At 66.3% G+C, this 14645-nt stretch carries 18 protein-coding genes; 12 read left to right on the top strand and 6 right to left on the bottom strand.

From position 1 onward, the window contains the following. Position 1: 1 nt before the first annotated feature. The 6 genes from ACREB7_RS02055 (at position 2) to ACREB7_RS02080 (ending at position 4492) form a co-directional block, all read left to right on the top strand. Positions 2 to 382, top strand: a complete 381-nt coding sequence (locus ACREB7_RS02055; protein WP_431590647.1) for a hypothetical protein — start codon at positions 2 to 4, stop codon at positions 380 to 382. Between the two features lie 553 nt (positions 383 to 935). Beyond that, a complete protein-coding gene (locus ACREB7_RS02060) occupies positions 936 to 2048 on the top strand; it encodes an S-(hydroxymethyl)glutathione dehydrogenase/class III alcohol dehydrogenase (protein WP_431590648.1) in 1113 nt (370 codons plus the stop codon). Positions 2049 to 2183: 135 nt separating this feature from the next. Beyond that, positions 2184 to 3044, top strand: a complete 861-nt coding sequence (gene purU, locus ACREB7_RS02065; protein WP_431590649.1) for a formyltetrahydrofolate deformylase — start codon at positions 2184 to 2186, stop codon at positions 3042 to 3044. Between the two features lie 54 nt (positions 3045 to 3098). Next, positions 3099 to 3581: a hypothetical protein gene (locus ACREB7_RS02070; RefSeq protein WP_431590650.1), complete on the top strand. Its 483-nt coding sequence runs from the start codon at positions 3099 to 3101 to the stop codon at positions 3579 to 3581. Positions 3582 to 3607: 26 nt separating this feature from the next. Beyond that, positions 3608 to 3988 carry a VOC family protein gene (locus ACREB7_RS02075; RefSeq protein ID WP_431590651.1) on the top strand — a complete coding sequence of 127 codons (381 nt, stop codon included), beginning with the start codon at positions 3608 to 3610 and terminating at the stop codon, positions 3986 to 3988. 6 nt (positions 3989 to 3994) lie between these two features. Beyond that, positions 3995 to 4492, top strand: coding sequence for a prolyl-tRNA synthetase associated domain-containing protein (locus ACREB7_RS02080; protein ID WP_431590652.1), 498 nt, complete (start codon positions 3995 to 3997; stop codon positions 4490 to 4492). On the opposite strand, the gene ACREB7_RS02085 is transcribed toward ACREB7_RS02080, so the two are convergent. After that, complete coding sequence (locus tag ACREB7_RS02085; protein ID WP_431590653.1) at positions 4489 to 5622, bottom strand: serine hydrolase domain-containing protein; 1134 nt, start codon at positions 5620 to 5622, stop codon at positions 4489 to 4491. The two genes, ACREB7_RS02080 and ACREB7_RS02085, sit on opposite strands and share 4 nt — an antisense overlap. A gap of 69 nt (positions 5623 to 5691) precedes the next feature. On the opposite strand from ACREB7_RS02085, the gene fghA reads away from it, so the two are divergent. After that, complete coding sequence (gene fghA, locus ACREB7_RS02090) at positions 5692 to 6540, top strand: S-formylglutathione hydrolase (protein ID WP_431590654.1); 849 nt, start codon at positions 5692 to 5694, stop codon at positions 6538 to 6540. Positions 6541 to 6677: 137 nt separating this feature from the next. Here fghA and ACREB7_RS02095 read toward each other — a convergent pair whose 3' ends face one another. From ACREB7_RS02095 to ACREB7_RS02115, 5 genes are all read right to left on the bottom strand, one after another. Next, positions 6678 to 7655, bottom strand: a complete 978-nt coding sequence (locus ACREB7_RS02095; protein WP_431590655.1) for a quinone oxidoreductase family protein — start codon at positions 7653 to 7655, stop codon at positions 6678 to 6680. Positions 7656 to 7837: 182 nt separating this feature from the next. Next, positions 7838 to 9673, bottom strand: a complete 1836-nt coding sequence (locus ACREB7_RS02100; RefSeq protein ID WP_431590656.1) for a DEAD/DEAH box helicase — start codon at positions 9671 to 9673, stop codon at positions 7838 to 7840. Between the two features lie 128 nt (positions 9674 to 9801). Continuing rightward, positions 9802 to 10980 carry an NAD(P)/FAD-dependent oxidoreductase gene (locus tag ACREB7_RS02105; protein ID WP_431590657.1) on the bottom strand — a complete coding sequence of 393 codons (1179 nt, stop codon included), beginning with the start codon at positions 10978 to 10980 and terminating at the stop codon, positions 9802 to 9804. Between the two features lie 6 nt (positions 10981 to 10986). Beyond that, the gene (locus tag ACREB7_RS02110; RefSeq protein WP_431590658.1) at positions 10987 to 11166 is read right to left on the bottom strand and encodes a hypothetical protein; all 180 of its coding nucleotides are present in this window, start codon (positions 11164 to 11166) and stop codon (positions 10987 to 10989) included. Further along, entirely contained in the window at positions 11163 to 11639 is a 477-nt protein-coding gene (locus ACREB7_RS02115; RefSeq protein ID WP_431590659.1) for a GreA/GreB family elongation factor, read from the bottom strand. Before ACREB7_RS02115 ends, ACREB7_RS02110 begins: the two co-directional genes overlap by 4 nt. A 160-nt stretch (positions 11640 to 11799) precedes the next feature. On the opposite strand from ACREB7_RS02115, the gene ACREB7_RS02120 reads away from it, so the two are divergent. The 5 genes from ACREB7_RS02120 to ACREB7_RS02140 are packed head-to-tail and all read left to right on the top strand — an operon-like array spanning position 11800 to position 14644. Continuing rightward, the gene (locus ACREB7_RS02120) at positions 11800 to 12093 is read left to right on the top strand and encodes a BufA1 family periplasmic bufferin-type metallophore (protein WP_431590660.1); all 294 of its coding nucleotides are present in this window, start codon (positions 11800 to 11802) and stop codon (positions 12091 to 12093) included. A gap of 5 nt (positions 12094 to 12098) precedes the next feature. Continuing rightward, complete coding sequence (gene bufB, locus ACREB7_RS02125) at positions 12099 to 12965, top strand: MNIO family bufferin maturase (RefSeq protein WP_431590661.1); 867 nt, start codon at positions 12099 to 12101, stop codon at positions 12963 to 12965. After that, complete coding sequence (locus ACREB7_RS02130) at positions 12958 to 13671, top strand: HvfC/BufC family peptide modification chaperone (RefSeq protein ID WP_431590662.1); 714 nt, start codon at positions 12958 to 12960, stop codon at positions 13669 to 13671. The genes bufB and ACREB7_RS02130 overlap by 8 nt, the downstream gene beginning before the upstream one ends. Then, positions 13668 to 14126: a DoxX family protein gene (locus tag ACREB7_RS02135; protein ID WP_431590663.1), complete on the top strand. Its 459-nt coding sequence runs from the start codon at positions 13668 to 13670 to the stop codon at positions 14124 to 14126. Before ACREB7_RS02130 ends, ACREB7_RS02135 begins: the two co-directional genes overlap by 4 nt. After that, a complete protein-coding gene (locus ACREB7_RS02140; RefSeq protein ID WP_431590664.1) occupies positions 14123 to 14644 on the top strand; it encodes a sigma-70 family RNA polymerase sigma factor in 522 nt (173 codons plus the stop codon). The genes ACREB7_RS02135 and ACREB7_RS02140 overlap by 4 nt, the downstream gene beginning before the upstream one ends. The last annotated feature ends 1 nt before the right edge of the window (position 14645 follow it).

The following is a 14645-nucleotide window of genomic DNA, read 5'->3' on the forward strand; positions in this document are numbered from 1 at the left end:
GATGGAAAAATTTAACGAAGAGTTTCGAGCGTGGTTAGAGGAATCGTTGAGTGACGGCGTGCCATCGTCCGTTGCTGCTTTCGCGTTCAACCTCTCGGAAAAAAGCTCAGATGATGCTCGCTATGCTGTAGAGTTCGTAGGAGCTTCGGAATTCGACCCGCATGATCCTGATTGGGCGTGCGCAGAAGTTTGGGAGCCTTCCAACGGTCGCAATTTTGCTATTCCTTCCAGCTTCTGCGACGGAGATTGGGAGGCTTGCCTCGATAAAATGAAGGGCCTCGTGGCATCGCTGCTGAACGAACCCTCCCAACTGTCGACGAAGCTGAGATCGGTGAACGGCCTCGGAATCGGATTTGTGGACGGCGAACTTATCCTGATCTGAAGGTTCGGTGGGCTGAGACTCTTTTGAGCCTAAGATACCTCACTCCGCTGCAACGCCCCCGGCAATTCCTCGCGCAATTTGTCGATCAGCAGCCGCACCTTTGACAGCAAATGCCGCCGCTGCGGATAGACCACTCAGATCGGCTCCTCTTGCGGGTGGAGCGAGACGAGGAGCGAGGCGAGTGCGCCGCTTTGCAGGTGCGGCATCACATAGAAATCGGGAAGCTGGCAGAAGCCGTGTTTCCTCCACCTTCGTCACCCTGAACCTGTTTCGTGATTATCCCCTTCGCATCCGTATTCCCGTCATTGCGAGCGAAGCGAAGCAATCCAGAGTAGCGGTAACCGCTCTGGATTGCTTCGCTTCGCTCGCAATGACGGTGGGATGGGGCAGATACGGATGCAAAGGGGATAAATGCCGACTTGATCCGGGGTCCCGCTGGCGACCGTGAAAAGCGGGACCCTGGGTCGAGCCCGGTGTGACGAAGCTAGGGTATCGGGTGCTTGCATTGGCGCGGCGTTTGCGTGATTGGGGCCAGCGAAGAGGAGACCCGTCCATGAAGACCCGCGCCGCCGTTGCGTTCGAAGCGAAGAAGCCGCTCGAAATCGTCGAACTCGACCTCGAAGGCCCGAAGGCGGGCGAGGTGCTGGTCGAGATCATGGCGACGGGCATCTGCCACACCGATGCTTACACGCTCGACGGGTTCGACAGCGAGGGCATCTTCCCGAGTGTGCTGGGGCATGAGGGCGCGGGTGTGGTGCGCGAAGTCGGCGCCGGCGTCACCAGCGTCGTTCCCGGCGACCATGTCATCCCGCTCTACACCCCCGAATGCCGCCAGTGCAAAAGCTGCCTGTCGGGCAAGACCAACCTCTGCACCGCGATCCGCGCCACACAGGGCAAGGGCTTGATGCCCGACGGCACGACGCGCTTCAGCTACAAGGGGCAGCCGATCTTTCACTATATGGGCTGCTCGACCTTCTCGAACTTCACCGTGCTGCCCGAGATCGCGGTCGCCAAGATCCGCGAGGACGCGCCCTTCCAGTCGAGCTGCTATATCGGCTGCGGCGTGACCACCGGGGTCGGCGCGGTGATCAACACCGCGAAGGTGCAGGTCGGCGACAATGTCGTCGTGTTCGGGCTCGGCGGCATCGGGCTCAACGTGATCCAGGGCGCGCGGCTTGCCGGCGCGAACCAGATCATCGGCGTCGACATCAACCCCGACCGCGAAGAATGGGGCCGCAAGTTCGGGATGACCGACTTCCTCAACACCCGGGGCATGAGCCGCGAAGACACGGTCGCCGCGATCGTGCAGTTGACCGACGGCGGCGCCGATTACACCTTCGACGCCACGGGCAATACCGAAGTGATGCGCACCGCGCTCGAAGCGTGCCATCGCGGCTGGGGCACCTCGATCATCATCGGCGTCGCCGAGGCGGGCAAGGAGATCGCGACGCGTCCGTTCCAGCTGGTCACCGGGCGCAACTGGCGCGGCACCGCCTTCGGCGGCGCCAAGGGCCGCACCGACGTGCCGAAGATCGTCGACATGTATATGACCGGCAAGATCGAGATCGACCCGATGATCACCCACGTCATGGGGTTGGAAGAGATCAACAAGGGCTTCGACCTGATGCACGCGGGGACAAGCATTCGCAGCGTGGTGGTTTACTGAGCTTTCTAATTTTCCGTTCGTGCTGAGCTTGTCGAAGCACCGTTCTTCGTTCTAGGGCGCGCGAAGAAGAACGGCCCTTCGACGAGCTCAGGGCGAACGGATTAAAACGTTGGGCCGGTCAGAGGGAGGAAGCATTTGACCGGACCCTATGTCCTGACCTTCAGCTGCGACGACGCGGTTGGCATTGTCGCCGCCGTCACCGGGCTGCTCGCCGATACCGACGGCTTCATCCTCGACAGCCAGCAATATGCCGACCTCGACACGGGGCGCTTCTTCATGCGCGTCGCGTTTCGCGGCGCCGGGCCACGCTTTCCGCAGGGTCTCGCCGAGGTGCGGGCGGCGTTCGCGCCGGTGGTTGCGCGCTTCGCGATGGAGGCGCGGATCAGCGATGCCGCGGTCAAGCCGCGCTTCGTCATCGCGGTGTCGCAGGGCAGCCACTGCCTCAACGACCTGCTCCACCGCTGGTCGACCGGCAATCTCGCGATCGACATCGTCGGCGTGGTGTCGAACCATGAGGCGCAGCGGCGGCTGTCCGAATGGCACGGCGTGCCCTTCCATTACCTGCCCGTCGGCGACGCCAACCGGGCGGAACAGGAGCAGGCGATCCTCGATGTCATGGCGCGCGGCGGCGCCGACTATCTGGTGCTGGCGCGCTATATGCAGATATTGTCGAGTGCGCTGTCGGCGCAGCTCGCGGGGCGCTGCATCAATATCCACCACAGCTTCCTGCCCGGCTTCAAGGGCGCCAAGCCCTATCACCGCGCGCACGAACGCGGGGTCAAGCTGATCGGCGCGACCGCGCATTTCGTCACCGGGGATCTCGACGAGGGGCCGATCATCGAACAGGCGGTCGAGCGCGTCGACCACCGCGACGGGGTCGACGACCTGATCCGCATCGGCCGCGACGTCGAGGCTCAGGTGCTCGCCAAGGCGGTGCGCTGGGTCGCCGAGCAGCGCGTGCTGATCGACGGCCGCAAGACGGTGGTATTCCGCTGAATATACGGGCAGCATGCGGGTCTTGATTCGCAACGCATGACGGGACTTCGCGCGATGACCGACCGACTCTTGCTGACGGCGCTGGCCGTCCTTGTCGCTACGCCGGTATGGGCGGCCGAAAAGCTCGACGCCGGACCCAAACCCGACACCAGCTATGTCACGACCGCGCATGGCGCGCAGCGCTATGAATCGAAGGACGGGCGGGTCGTTTTGCAGCAGGACAATATCGTCACGGTCAGCTGCGCCAAGTGCAAGACCCCGGTGCAACTGCCCGGTATGCTCTATCACGCCTATAACAGCAGCCGGAAACCGGTCTGTTTCATGGTCGACATGACGATGACCGAGACGCGCGACGGACGGCTGATCGATTGGGGCGCGAACCGGACCCATTATCTGAAACCCGGCCAATGGGTCTACAAGATCGCCGGCGTCACCCAGTCGATGCTCAACAGCGAGAGCGCCGATCTCAGCTGGCGCGGCGGGCTCCGCGTGTGGGACCCGGTCGGCCCCAACAGCTGCGCCGCGCCGCCCCGCTGATACGAAATCAACCAGAGGAGAGAGACATGTACAGCCACAATATGGTCGGGTCGAATGACCTGGCCGCCGCCAAGAAATTCTATGACGCGACCTTCCAGGCGATCGGCGGCAAGCCCGCGATCCAGGACGACAAGGGCCGCCTGATCTATATGCACAATGGCGGGCTGTTCCTGGTCGGCGCGCCGATCGACGGTGAAGCGGCGACGGCCGGCAACGGCTGCACCATCGGCTTTGCGATGGACGGTCCCGAACAGGCCAAGGCCTGGCACGACGCCGGCGTCGCCAATGGCGGCACCTCGATCGAAGATCCTCCGGGCGTGCGCGAAGGCGGTTTCGGTCCGCTCTACCTCGCCTATCTGCGCGATCCGTCGGGCAACAAGCTCTGCGCGCTGCACCGCGTCGTCTGACCCGATATGCGGGGCGAAGCGGGATTGCTGGCGGACCTCGACGCGCTCGCCATCCCCTTCGCCTCCTTCGACCATGTCGCGGTGTTCACCGTCGCCGAGAGCGATGCGGTGAACGCCGCGATCCCGGGTGTGCACACCAAGAATCTGTTCCTCAAGGATAAAGACGGGGCCTATTGGCTCGTCACCGTGCCCGGCGAGGCGCGCGTCGACCTGAAGGCGCTGCCCGCCGCGATCGGCAGCAAGCGCGTCAGCTTTGGCAAGGCCGAGGACATGGCACGGCTGCTCGGCATATCGCCGGGCTCGGTCACCCCGCTCGCCGCGATCAACGCGCCGCCGGGCGGCATCACCGTCGTCATCGACGCGGGACTTGCGGCGGCCGATACCGTCAACGTCCATCCGCTGCGCAACACCGCGACATTGGGGTTGGCCGGCACGGCGATTTTGGGCCTGCTCCGCCATTGGGGGCACGACCCGTTGGTGGCGGCGATCCCGTTACAGGACTAGCTCGCGGCCATCGCCATCCACATCGCGCCGATCAGGGTGAACGAACGCGGGTCGCCGGTCAGGCCGCTGTTCATCTTGTTCATCACATAGCTGAAGGTCGCGCGGGCATCCATGTCGATGATGATCAGCGATCCGCCATAGCCGCCCCAATAGATGGTGTTCGGATTGGGCAGCGGCACCATCTCGCCGGGCAGGCCGAAACCCATGCCGTAGCGGATCGGGATGCCAAGGATCATGTCGGTGCCCGCGACCTGCAGGTCCAGCGCCTTGCGGCATCCGGCTTCGGAGAGCAGGCGCTTGCCTTTCGCGACGCCGCCATTGGCGAGCAGCGCATGGATTTCGGCGACGCTGCGCGCATTGCCGGTGCCGCCCGCGGCGGGAATTTCGGCGCCGCGCCAGGCGCGGGTGCGCGTCGCCGACACATCGACGCCGGGGTTGGTGAAGGTCTTGCGCTGGATGTCGGTCGAAAAGTCGCTGATCGTCTCGGGCGGCGGGATCAGGTCGGCGACGCGGTGGTCCTCCGACGCGGGCAGGCCGATGTGGAAATCGGCGCCCAGCGGTTCGGCGATCTCCTCGCGGAACATAGTGCCGAGCGACTTGCCGGTGATGCGGCGCACGACCTCGCCGACCAGATAGCCCTGGGTGATCGCATGATAGCCGGGCGCGCTGCCGGGCTGCCACCAGGGCGCCTGCGCCGCGAGCAGCGACGTGACCTTGTCCCAGTCGTAGAGGTCATCATGCGCGATCGGCACCTCCCAGCCCGACAGGCCGGCAGCGTGGCTCATCAGATGGGCGACGGTGACGTCCGCCTTGCCGTTCGCCGCAAATTCGGGCCAGTAATGCGCGACCGGCGCCGCAAAATCGAGTTCGCCGCGGTCGGCGAGCAGCAGCGCGGTGAGCGCGGTCATCGTCTTGGTCGTCGAATAGACGTTGACGATCGTGTCCGCCTCCCACGCCCGCGTCTTCGCCGCGTCGGCATGGCCGCCCCACAGATCGACCACCGTCTCGCCGTCGATCGTCGCGCAAAAGGACAGGCCGATATCGGCCCCGCTCGCGAGGCTCGCCGCCATGCCAAGACGGACAGCGGCGAAGCGGTCCTGACATGTGCCGTGAATTTGACTATCGAACAACCGGCCTCTCCCTTTTTGATGTCGCGCCAGCATGAACCAGGCTCGCGAAAAGACAAGCAGGACAATGATATGACCCTCGAAACCCTTTCCTCCGTTCGCAGCCATGGCGGCACGCAAGGCGTGTACAAGCATGGCAGCACCACGACCGGCACCGACATGACCTTCGCGGTCTTCGTGCCCGACCATGATAAGGGCGCTAAGCTGCCCGTGCTCTGGTATCTGTCGGGGCTGACCTGCACCCATGCCAATGTGATGGAGAAAGGCGAATATCGCGCCGCCTGCGCCGAGCATGGCGTGATTTTCATCGCGCCCGACACCTCGCCGCGCGGCGAGGGTGTTCCCGACGATCCCGACGCGGCGTGGGATTTCGGACTGGGCGCGGGTTTCTATGTCGATGCGACCGAGGAGCCCTGGGCGGCGAATTACCGGATGCGCTCGTACATCGAGGACGAGCTGCCGTCGCTGGTGCTGCGCAATTTTCCGGCCGCCGACCTGGCGCGTCAGGCGATCACCGGCCATTCGATGGGCGGGCATGGCGCGCTGACCATTGGCCTCCGCAACCAGGACCGCTTCCGCTCGGTGTCGGCCTTTTCGCCGATCGTCGCGCCGTTGCAATGTCCGTGGGGCGAAAAGGCGCTGTCGAATTATCTCGGCGACGCGCGCGAGGACTGGCACGCCTATGACGCGTGCGCGCTGCTCGACCAGGGGCTGCGCGTGCCCGATCTGCTGGTGGATCAGGGCGAGGCCGATACTTTCCTCGTCGAACAGCTCAAGACCGAGCTGCTGGTCGCGGCGTGCGAGCGCAACGGGCAAAAGGCCGAGATCCGCATGCAGCCCGGATACGACCATAGCTATTATTTCATCTCGACCTTTTTGGGCGAGCATGTCGCGTGGCATGCGGAAAGGTTGAAGGCGTAATTGCTCCCCTCCCGCAGGCGGGAGGGGTTGGGGTGGGGTTCGCGGCTTAGCGCAAGGCCGCGAAACCCCACCCGCTGCGACTAACGAACAAGTTCGTAAGTCTCGCTGCCCTCCCCTGAAGGGGAGGGATTATCTGGTCAGGGAATTAGCACCGTCGATCCGGTCGTGCGCCCGGCCTGGAGGTCGGCGTGCGCCCGCGCTGCGTCCTGCAACCCGTAACGCTGTCCGACATTGATCTTCACCGCGCCGCTTTCGATCATCTCGAACACGCGCGCGGCGCCTGCGGCGCGTTCGCCGGGGTGCAGATAATAGTCGAACAGGGTGGGGCGGGTCACGAATTGCGAGCCGTGCTGCGCCAGCACGCCGAGGTTGACGCCGGTCACCGGCCCGCCGGCATTGCCATAGCTGACGATCAGCCCGCGCCGCGCGGTGGCCTTTAGCGAGACCTCCCACGTCGCCATGCCGATCCCGTCGAAGGTGACGGGAACGCCCTGGCCGTCGGTGAGGCTCCGGACGTGCGCCGCGACATCGTCGGACTTGTAGAGCAGCACATGGTCGGCGCCGGCCTCGCGCGCGACCTGGGCCTTGGCCTCGGTGCTGACGGTGCCGATCACGGTGGCGCCGATCGCCTTCAACCATTGGACGAGGATCAGCCCGACCCCGCCGGCGGCGGCATGGACCAGCACCGGCCAGCCCGCCTCGACCTTGGCGCAGCGTTCGACGAGCATCTCGACGGTGCAGGCCTTGAGCAGGCCCGCCGCAGCGGTTTCGTCTTCGATGCCGGGGGGCAGTTTGAACAGCGAGGCGGCGGGGAGGAGCCGCGCGGTCGAGTAAGCGTTGCGATCGGGGCCGAAAGTCGCGACGCGGTCGCCGGGCTGGAGCCCGTGGACGCCCTCGCCAACCGCGACCACCTCACCCGCCGATTCGACGCCAAGGCCGCTGGGCAGCGGAATCGGATAGGTGCCGTCGCGGTGATAGGTGTCGAGATAGTTGAGCCCGATCGCGGTGTGGCGGAGCAATATCTCGCCCGGGGCGGGATCGCCCAGCGTCACTTCGCGCCAGTCGATGACCTCGGGACCGCCCTGCGTTTCGATGAAGGCCTGGACTGCTTGCATGATCGCGCTCCTGCTGTCCCGTCCATCTGGTGGGGCGGGCGGGGGAGTGCAAGGGCAAGTCGCCCATCGACATCGTCATTGCGAGAAGCCGAAGGCGGCGAAGCAATCCAGGGCGGGGCAGGGCCGCTCCGGATCGCTTCGCTCCGCTCGCAAGGACGATGCTTTAGATGATGACCGTTCGCTTATTTCGACGGGCGGCGCGGGCTGCGCTGGCCGTAGGGCTTGGGCTTGTAGCGTTCGGCGTTGCCGCCGAGGCCGCCGGGACCACGCGGGCCGCGCGGACCCGAACGGTCGCGGTCGCCGCCCGGCGCACGGCCCAGCGTGGCGCGCGGGGCGCGGTCGCCCGAACCCTTTTCGCGGCGCGGCGGATAGGTCGGGCCGTCGGGCGCGGGGGTGATCGCGACGCCGCTGTCGTCCTCGCCATCCTCGTTGGCGCTGCGCACCACGGCTTCGGCGAAGCGGTCGGCGATGGCGCGCGGGATGTTGAACATCGTCTCGCTCGGACCGATGCGGATCGCGCCGATCTCCTGCTTGGTCACATGGCCGCGGCGGCACAGCAGCGGCAGGATCCAGCGCGGGTCGGCGTTCTGGCGGCGGCCGATGTTGAGCTTGAACCAGACGCTGTCGTCAAAACCTTCGCGGCGCTCGCCGCGGTCGCGCGGTTCGCGCTCGAAGCGGTCGCCATGGTCGGGACGCTCGCGGCCGCGCGCGCTGTTGTCGATCAGATCCTCGGGCGCCGGCATCAGCGCGCGGTGCGCGCGGACGAGCGATGCGGCGATATCCTCGGGCGAGCGTTCGGCCATCAGGCGCTGCGCCAGTTCGATATCCTCGGCCTCATGCTCGATCGGGGCGAGCAATTTCTCGATCAGCCGTTCCTGGTCGCGCGTGCGAACGTCGGCGGCGGTCGGCGCATCCATCCACTCGGCGTTGATCCGCGCGCCGCGCAGCATGCCGTCGACGCGGCGGCGACGCGGATAGGGAACGATGATGACCGCCGTGCCCTTCTTGCCCGCGCGGCCGGTGCGGCCCGAGCGGTGCTGGAGCGTTTCGGCGTCGCGCGGGATTTCGACGTGGATCACCAGCGACAGGCTGGGCAGGTCGATGCCGCGTGCGGCGACGTCGGTCGCGACGCAGACCTTGGCGCGGCGATCGCGCAATGCCTGCAGCGCGGCGTTGCGCTCATTCTGGCTATGCTCGCCCGACAGCGCGACGGCGGCGAAACCGCGATCGGTCAGGCTGGCGTGGAGGCGGCGGACATTGTCGCGCGTCGCGCAGAACAGCATCGCGGTTTCGGCGTCGTGGAGGCGCAGCAGGTTGATCACCGCGCCCTCGATATCGGCGGGGGCGACGGTCACCGCCTGATAGCTGATGTCGCCATGGCCGCGATCCTCGCCGACGGTCGAGATGCGCAGCGCGTCGCGCTGGTAGCGCTTCGCCATGTTCGCGATCGGCTTGGGAATGGTCGCCGAGAACATCAGGGTGCGGCGCGTTTCGGGGGTCGCGTCGAGGATTTCTTCCAAGTCTTCGCGAAAGCCCATGTCGAGCATCTCGTCGGCCTCGTCGAGCACCGCGACGCGCAGCGCGGTGAGGTCGAGCGCGCCGCGTTCGAGGTGATCGCGCAGGCGGCCCGGGGTGCCGACGACGATCTGCACGCCCTGGTTCAGCGCGCGGCGTTCCTTGCTGGCGTCCATGCCGCCGACGCAGGTCGCGATGCGCGCGCCGGCCTTGGCATAGAGCCAGCCGAGTTCGCGGCTGACCTGCATCGCGAGCTCGCGGGTCGGGGCGATGATCAGCGCGAGCGGCGACGTCGCGAAGGGCAGGCGGCCGTCCTCGATCAGCTGGTCGGCCATCGCAAGGCCGAAGGCGACGGTCTTGCCCGAACCGGTCTGCGCCGACACGAGCAGATCGCGGCCGATTGCGTCGGGTTCGACGACTTGCGCCTGGACGGGGGTGAGAGTTTCGTAACCGCGCGCGGTGAGAGCGTCCGCAAGGACGGGAGACAGTGTTTCGAAAGCCATTATTGTTCTTCTTATCCTGAGCGGCGATATGCCGTTTTCTTGGGTATCCTCGCCGCCATCAGGCAATTGATGCAAAGTGGCCGGGCCATCGCCCAGCCAGCATCCCGAGGAATATTCTTGGTTTTTTCCTAAAGCGCCTGTCCGGCAGCGTGTCCGCTGGCCCAGGCCCATTGAAAATTATAGCCGCCCAGCCACCCGGTGACGTCAACGGCTTCGCCGATCGCATAGAGGTTTTGGGTGCTTTTGGCCATCATTGTTTGCGACGACAGGCCAGCGGTGGCGATTCCGCCGATCGTGACCTCGGCCTTGGCGAATCCTTCGGTGCCGTTGGGGCGGAACATCCAGCGGCCAAGGCGCGTCTCGGCGTCGGCCAGTTTGCGGTCGGTCAGCGCGCCGAGTTCGCCGGGCAGCGCCAGCCGGTCGGCAAGGGTTTCGGCGAGACGGTCGGGAAGCTGGGCGCCGAGCGCGGCGCGCAAAGTCGCGCGCGGGCGGCTGCGTTTGGCGTCGGTGAGCCAGCCTTGCGGCGCATCGGGCAGGAAGTCGATCGTTACCGGTTCGCCGTGGCGCCAATAGCTGCTGACCTGCAGGATGGCCGGACCCGACAGCCCCTTGTGGGTGAACAGCGCCGCCTCGCGAAACGCCGCCTTGCCCGCGCGCGCCTCGACCGGCGCGGCGATGCCCGACAAGCTGCGGAACAGCACATCGTCGCCGCCGAGCGTCAGCGGGACGAGCGCGGGGCGGGGTTCAACGACTTTCAGCCCGAACTGGCGCGCGAGGTCATAGGCGAAGCCGGTCGCGCCCATCTGGGGGATCGATGGCCCGCCGGTCGCGATGACGAGGGCGGGGGCGGCGAAGTCCTGATCGCCGAAACGGACGGTGAAGCGGCCGTCGTTCTGGGTGACCGCGCCAACCGGCTGGCCGACACGGACATCGACCCCGCCCTTTGCGCATTCCTCGAGCAGCATCGCCACGATCTGCCGCGCCGACCCGTCGCAAAAAAGCTGGCCGAGCGTCTTTTCATGGTGCGCGATGCCATGAAGGTCGACAAGCGCGATGATGTCGGACGGCGTGTAGCGGGCGAGCGCCGACTTGGCGAAATGCGGGTTCGCCGACAGGAAGCGGTCGGCCTGGGTGTTCACATTGGTGAAATTGCAGCGCCCGCCGCCCGAAATCAGGATCTTCTTGCCCGGCGCATCGGCATGGTCGAGCAGCAGCACGCGCTTGCCGCGCTGCCCCGCGGTCGCGGCGCACATCAGCCCGGCCGCGCCGGCGCCCAGCACGATGGCATCAAATTCGGTCGCGGACATGAAGCGTCAGTGCAGCTTGGCGATCGACAGATTGTCGGCCTTGGCGCGGGTCTTCACCGATTCCTCGCTGCGGGTCAGCGCCTTGGCGATGGCTTTGAGCGCCATGCCTTTCTTGGCCAGCGTGTGCAGCTTGTCGATCTCGGCTGCGGTCCACGGCTGCTTGTGGCGTTCGAACTTGTCTTTCATGCCTGCGTCTCCGGATCGGCCGTCGCGGCGATGACGATGATCGCATCCTCGCGGCCCTGATATTCGAGTGTCTCGCCCGCTTCGGCGCCCATCAGGGCGCGCGCAACAGGCGAGGAAAAGGCGATGGTGCCCTGCGCCGGGTCGGCTTCGTCATGGCCGACGATGGTCAGCGTGCGTTCGTTGCCGTTCAGCGCGAAGCTCACCTTGCTGCCGATGCCGACGACATCGGCGGCGGGCGCGGCCTGCACCTCGGCGGTCGACTGGCGGGTGTGGATATAGCGTTGCCGGCGGAGCAATTTCTTGCGCGCCTCCTCCTCGGTCGCGCCCGCGATGGCGTCCGCGAGCCGCGCCGCTTCGTCGCCGAGCAGCCGCAAGCCACGCGGGGTGACCAGGTTCGGGCCGACGGGGATCGGCCATTCGAACGCGGGTTCCATATGCTCATCGTCGCTTTCGCGGCGAAATGCGACACTCATCGTTACTCTCTCGGATCAAGGGGGAAAGGGGCCTTTGGCGCAGGAAGGTGGCGACAAGATGGCGCGAAATTTCGGGCGCGGCGTAACCCGGCGGTGCGGACCCGCGAACAGCCGCATGATGCCATCCCCCGCATCACGGTTTTTTATCGGAGTATCCAGCATGTCGAACAGCCTCAAACTATCGCTCGCCGCCTCGGCTATCCTCGCCATGGCCGCCGGCGCCACGCTTTCGGGCCCCGCCTTCGCCGCCGGCGCCAAGGAAAAATGCTATGGCGTCGCGCTGAAGGGCAAGAATGACTGTGCCGCGGGCCCGGGCACCAGCTGTGCCGGCACCTCGACCGTCGATTATCAGGGCAACGCCTGGAAAAATGTCCCCAAGGGCAGCTGCGTCAAGATCGGCGGCACGCTGACCGCGCACAAGGGCAACGCCAAACCGGTCGCCCGGAAGGGCTGAGCCGCTTGAACCCCCGTCCGCTCCGCGACTTGCCGCGACGCGCCGGCTTCGGGCTCAAGCCCGAACATTATGCCGACGTGCTGGCGGCGGCGGAGCGGGCGACCCTGCCCGCCTGGGCCGAAATCCACCCCCAAAATTATTTCGGCGCAGGCGGGCCTCCTCATCGCTGGCTCACCGCGATCGCGGCGCATCTGCCGCTGAGTTTCCACTCGGTCGGGCTGTCGCTCGGCTCGGCGGCGGGCGTCGATACGGACGAGCTCGAAGCCCTCGCGTCGCTCTGCGATCGCTATCGTCCCGCGATGGTCTCCGACCATCTGAGCTGGAGCAATGGCGGCGGCGACAAATTCCCCGACCTGCTGCCGGTGCCGTACAGCCACGCCGCGCTCGATCATTTCGCGGCACAGGTCGTCCGGGTGCAGAACCGGCTCGGACGCCCGATGCTGATCGAAAACCCCTCGCGCTATGTCGCCTATGCGGGTGACGATTGGTCGGAGGTCGATTTCCTGCACGAACTCTGCCGCCGCAGCGGTTGCGGGTTGATCCTCGATATCAACAATGTCGAGGTGTCGGCGCATAATCTCGGGCTCGATCCCGATGCCTGGCTTGCCGCCGTCGACCCCGCGCTGGTCGGCGAAATCCATGTCGCGGGCCATAAGGTGAAGGACGATGGCTGGGGCGGCTATATCGCGATCGACGATCATGGCTCGGCGGTGCGCGCCAGCTGCTGGGACCGGCTCGCCGCTTTCCTGCGCCGGGTCGGGCCGAAACCGGTGCTCGTCGAATGGGACAGCCATGTTCCCAATTTCGCGACGCTGATGGCCGAGGTCCGGATCGCCGATGCGCTTCTCGACGCGGCGTGCGTCGATGCTTGAACGCGACCAGGCGGCGATCGCGACGGCGCTGCGTGAGGGGCCGGCGTATCTGCCGCCCGGCCTGTTTGCGGGCGACCGGGCGCAGGTGCTGCGTGCGATGACGGTGCACGCCAACAATATTTCGCACGCGCGGCTGGTCGCGCTGGAGGAGACATTTCCGCGCACGCGTGCGTATCTTGGCGAAGCCGCCTTCAACCGCGTGTCGCGCGATTTCACCGAGCGGGGTGGCGCCCTGGGATGCGCTCAAGCGCAGATCGGTGCGGGATTTCCCGATTTTCTGGCCCGGCAATGCGATGGCATCGCGGCCGATCTGGCGCGCGTAGAATGGGCCTGGCTGACCGTTTTTCATGCTGCCGATGTCCCCACGTTGACGCTCGCCGACCTGGCGGGACAGGACGAGGCGAGCCTGCTCGCGCTGCCCGTACGGCGTCATCCGGCCGCCCTGGCGGCGGTGCTGGTGAGCGACGCCGCGCCGATCCTCGATCCCGACCTGCCCGGCGGAACGGCGGCGCTGCTGATCACCCGGCCCGACGCCGAAGTGCTCATGTCGCCGATCCCCTTCGCGACCGCCGCGATGCTCGCCGCCGCTCGGAAAATTACGCCGCTCGGTAACCTGATCGCAAGCCTCGCCGAACAGCCGGATGGCGACGGGGCGGCCGTCGTGCCGCTGATCGCGGCGGGCGCCTTTGAAAGGGTCGGACGATGACAAAAGCGATGATTTCCTACGACCGCGCGGTGAGCCTCGTCAGCGCGCGCCTGCCCGAGGGGTTGGCGCTGTTGCTGCTGCGTGTCGCGCTGGCCGGCGTCTTCTGGCGCTCGGGCCGCACCAAGGTCGTCGAGGGCAGCTGGCTGCGGATCGACCCCGGCACCTATGATCTGTTCAAGAGCGAGTTTTCGGGGCTGCCGCTCGACCCGTCGATCGCGGTGCCGCTGACCACCTTCGCCGAACATGTCTTTCCGATGTTGCTGCTGCTAGGACTGGCGACGCGCTTTTCGGCGGGCGCGCTGTTGGTGATGACGCTCGTGATCCAGATTTTCGTCTTTCCCGATGCCTGGTGGCCGGTGCACAGCCTGTGGGCGGCGATGGCGGCGGTTTTGATCGTGCGCGGCGGCGGCCTGTTGTCGCTCGACGCGCTGGCGCTGAAATGGCGCGGCCGGTGAGTATCGACGAACCGTCGCTCGCGCGGCTGATGGCGGCGTCGCAGCGCGGCGACCGCGCCGCCTATCGTGCGCTGCTGACCGATTGCCGGCGCTGGCTGTCGCGCTATTTTGCGCGCCGCATCGCGCCGCACCAGATCGACGACCTGGTGCAGGAAACATTGGTGTCGATGCATCGCAAGCTGGCGACCTGGGACAGCGACCGGCCGTTCCTGCCCTGGCTCGCCGCGATCGCGCGCTATCGCTGGATCGACGCGCTGCGCCGCCAGCGCGACGCCGCCGAACTGCAGGACGACGATGCCTTTGTCGAGGCCGAGGATGAGGCGGTCCACGCGCGGCTCAGTCTCGACCGCATGCTGACGCATCTGCCCGCAGGACAGGCGCAGGCGATCACTCTGGTCAAGATCGAAGGCGCCTCGATCGCCGAGGCCGCGCAGATTTGCGGCCAGAGCGAATCTTTGGTCAAAGTGAATATCCATCGCGGGCTCAAGAAGCTCGCGCTCCTGATTGAAAGTGAATGAG

Source organism: Sphingopyxis sp. (assembly GCF_050725615.1).
GTDB lineage: Bacteria > Pseudomonadota > Alphaproteobacteria > Sphingomonadales > Sphingomonadaceae > Sphingopyxis.

Coding starts and splice junctions, on each gene's coding strand:
- ACREB7_RS02055 (WP_431590647.1), top strand. CDS start 2: ATGGAAAAATTTAACGAAGAGTTTCGAGCGTGGTTAGAGGAATCGTTG.
- ACREB7_RS02060 (WP_431590648.1), top strand. CDS start 936: ATGAAGACCCGCGCCGCCGTTGCGTTCGAAGCGAAGAAGCCGCTCGAA.
- ACREB7_RS02070 (WP_431590650.1), top strand. CDS start 3,099: ATGACCGACCGACTCTTGCTGACGGCGCTGGCCGTCCTTGTCGCTACG.
- ACREB7_RS02075 (WP_431590651.1), top strand. CDS start 3,608: ATGTACAGCCACAATATGGTCGGGTCGAATGACCTGGCCGCCGCCAAG.
- ACREB7_RS02080 (WP_431590652.1), top strand. CDS start 3,995: ATGCGGGGCGAAGCGGGATTGCTGGCGGACCTCGACGCGCTCGCCATC.
- fghA (WP_431590654.1), top strand. CDS start 5,692: ATGACCCTCGAAACCCTTTCCTCCGTTCGCAGCCATGGCGGCACGCAA.
- ACREB7_RS02095 (WP_431590655.1), bottom strand. CDS start 7,655: ATGCAAGCAGTCCAGGCCTTCATCGAAACGCAGGGCGGTCCCGAGGTC.
- ACREB7_RS02100 (WP_431590656.1), bottom strand. CDS start 9,673: ATGGCTTTCGAAACACTGTCTCCCGTCCTTGCGGACGCTCTCACCGCG.
- ACREB7_RS02105 (WP_431590657.1), bottom strand. CDS start 10,980: ATGTCCGCGACCGAATTTGATGCCATCGTGCTGGGCGCCGGCGCGGCC.
- ACREB7_RS02110 (WP_431590658.1), bottom strand. CDS start 11,166: ATGAAAGACAAGTTCGAACGCCACAAGCAGCCGTGGACCGCAGCCGAG.
- ACREB7_RS02115 (WP_431590659.1), bottom strand. CDS start 11,639: ATGAGTGTCGCATTTCGCCGCGAAAGCGACGATGAGCATATGGAACCC.
- ACREB7_RS02120 (WP_431590660.1), top strand. CDS start 11,800: ATGTCGAACAGCCTCAAACTATCGCTCGCCGCCTCGGCTATCCTCGCC.
- ACREB7_RS02130 (WP_431590662.1), top strand. CDS start 12,958: ATGCTTGAACGCGACCAGGCGGCGATCGCGACGGCGCTGCGTGAGGGG.
- ACREB7_RS02135 (WP_431590663.1), top strand. CDS start 13,668: ATGACAAAAGCGATGATTTCCTACGACCGCGCGGTGAGCCTCGTCAGC.